The sequence below is a fragment of the Oleiphilus sp. HI0132 genome (assembly GCF_001635845.1).
In genome coordinates this window covers 1-2,953 of record NZ_LWGJ01001329.1, presented here as the reverse complement: position 1 = coordinate 2,953, position 2,953 = coordinate 1, and the positions used below count along the sequence as shown (strand labels likewise).

The 2,953-nt window shown below is 42.2% G+C and carries 3 protein-coding genes; all 3 read right to left on the bottom strand.

Annotation, left to right across the window (positions count from 1 at the left end; genetic code table 11):
* Positions 1-564: amino acid ABC transporter ATP-binding protein (locus tag A3766_RS20285; protein WP_231882940.1), on the bottom strand; the 564-nt coding region annotated here is incomplete at its 3' end.
* A 21-nt stretch (positions 565-585) separates the two neighbouring features.
* Entirely contained in the window at positions 586-1,692 is a 1,107-nt protein-coding gene (locus tag A3766_RS20280) for an amino acid ABC transporter permease (protein WP_231872152.1), read from the bottom strand.
* Positions 1,693-2,889: an amino acid ABC transporter permease gene (locus tag A3766_RS20275; protein ID WP_068509983.1), complete on the bottom strand. Its 1,197-nt coding sequence runs from the start codon at positions 2,887-2,889 to the stop codon at positions 1,693-1,695.
* Positions 2,890-2,953 lie beyond the last annotated feature (64 nt).

Sequence of the window (2,953 nt, the reverse complement as noted above, 5' to 3'; positions counted from 1 at the left end):
CGGATCAAGAGCAGAGGTTGGTTCATCGAACAGCATGATTTGAGGTGACATACAAAGAGATCGTGCAATCGCTACACGTTGTTGCTGACCACCCGATAACTGACCCGGGTACTTAAGTGCTTGGTCTGGAATCTTCACTCGCTCCAGATACTTCATTGCAATCGCTTCGGCTTCCTCTTTGGGTTTTTTCTGTACCCAAATTGGCCCAAGCGTCAGGTTTTCTAAAATGCTCAAATGGGGAAACAGATTGAAGTGCTGAAAAACCATACCGACTTCACGACGGATCGCTTCGATATTCTTAACGTCTTCGATCATCTCAACACCATTCACAACCAAAGACCCTCTTTGAAACTCTTCCAGTCGGTTGATACAACGAATCATCGTCGATTTACCTGAACCAGATGGTCCACAGATAACAATTCGTTCACCCTTTTTGACACTTAAGTTTATATCTTTGAGCACATGGAAATTGCCATACCATTTATTCAGATCTTTAATTTCAATAACGTTATCTTTACTGCCCAGAACCTCAGAGTTTTGGCTTTTTACATCTGTTTTCATCATTAATCTCCGTAGTAGACAGCGCTATTTATTATTATGGCTGGTATCCAGCTTGCGTTCGATATTACTGCTGATCATTGACATACCAAAGCAGCAACACCAAAAGACCATAGCGACAAATAAGTAGCCTTCCGTTGCATGTCCCCCTAACCAGTTTGAGTTATTCAAAGCAGTTTGAGTGGTACTGAGCATTTCAAATATACCGATGATCAAAAGGAAGGTAGTATTTTTGAATAGCATAACGAAGGTAGCAAGAATATTGGGCATCGATACTTTGATCACCTGGGGCAATATAATCAGCAAAGTTTTCTGCCAATAACTTAGGCCAAGCGAGTCAGCGGCTTCGTATTGCCCTTGGGGAATTGCTTGAAAGCCACCCCTAAATACTTCTGCCATATAGCCCGACATAAATAGAATCAGAACAATCCACACCCTAAGTAATTTATCTACGCTGGTGCCTTCAGGAAAAAATAATGGCAGCATTACCGAGCCCATAAAAAATAGGGCTAAAACCGGGGTTCCCCTAAAAAACTCGATCAACAAAATACAGACACTACGTATAAAAGGCATCTCCGATCGTCGACCTAGGGCCCATAAAAAGCTCAACGGAAAAGCAATAATAATACTCGCTGACGCCAAAAAGATATTCAGTGCAAAGCCACCCCATAAGTCAGTACTTACTGTCATCAAACCAAACAGGCTACCGTCCAGAAATGTCGCACAGACAAATGGAAATAACAAAAATACCGGGACGCCAATCTTATTCCGAAGATCTTTTGGCAAGACATAAGGCAAAGCAATGACAGCAGCGAGACTCAATAAAGCAAGATTCACTCGCCACAGTTCTGAGCTGGGGTAACTGCCATACATAAATTGTTGCATCCAGGCAGAAACAAATACCCAACACGCGCCTTCTTTAGAGCAAGCTTCCTGGCTGTCACCACTCCAGTCGGCTGAAAAAATCAGCCAATCCAGCATGCCAGGAACAACGGAGAATAAAATTGCTAGGATAATAATAGTAGCTGTTGAATCGAAGATATTAGAAAAAAGGTTTTCTTTAATCCAGCCAATGACACCAACTGTATCCTTGGGTGCCGGTTTATCAGGCAGCGCTTTAAACTCTCTCATCATTTACTTCCTTTCCACCAAAGCGACTTTCGAATTGAATCGATTCATAACAAAGGAAATACACATGTTTATGACAAAATAGACCGCCATTGTCATAAATACGATTTCTATCGCTTGTCCCGTCTGATTGAGTGTGGTGCCGACAAAGACAGTAAACAAATCCGGGTAACCAATAGCTGTAGCCAGCGTCGAGTTTTTCACCAAGCTTTGATATTCACTATTTAGCAAAGGCGTGATGACTCTCATCGCCTGGGGCACGACGATCAGTGACATAATCTTTCGCTCACTTAAGCCAACACTACGTGCGGCTTCAGTTTGTCCATGCGGCACCGATTGAACACCCGCTCGAACAGCTTCTGCAATGAATGCACCGGTATAAATACTTAAAGCTAAAACCAAAGCCATTAGTTCCGGGATTATTGAGGTTCCACCGCTGATATTGAAGCGCCCAAGCTCTGGGTATTCCAAGTGAAAAGGAACACCCATTATTAGTGTTGTCAGTAGCGGCAGCCCAAAAAGAATACCCAGACTGACTGAAAATACAGGAAACTGCTCGCCCGTATCATCTTGCCTTCTATGCGCCCAGCGGCGAAGAAAGAATATGCCAGCAATCGCTATACACAATGAAGCGTATACAAACATTGAGCCTTGCTCATCAATCACACTTGGGATAAACAAGCCTCGAACATTTAGAAAAATCGATTCACCAACAGAAAAACTGTCACGCGCTCCGGGCAATGAAGCCAGTACAGCGAAATACCAGAAGAAGACTTGTAGTAATAATGGAATATTTCGAAATATTTCTACATAAATGACTGATAAGCGTCTGACTAACCAGTTGTGGGAGAAATAAGCGACCCCCATAACAAAGCCGATAATAGTTGCCAATACGATACCAATCATCGAAACCATAATCGTATTAAGCAAACCTACGATAAATGTTTTCCCGTAGGTATGTGTCGCATCGTAAGGAATCAAGGACATTAAGATATCGAAGCCTGCGGTAGTAAATAAAAAGCCGAAACCGCTTTTTATTCCTCGAGCTTCCATATTGGCGATTGCATTGGAAACAATCGAATAGAAAAAGTAGCCAAGTGCGAAAACCAGGATTAATTGATAAATAATCGCCCTGTTACGAGGGTTATTTATAAATGAACCCGACTTAAGCTTTAAGTGTTCGGACTCCGGATCTGAAGACATAATATGGCCTTACAAATTATTTCCAAAAGAATGCTGTTAGCTACCTATAAAGCGAGCCATTTTT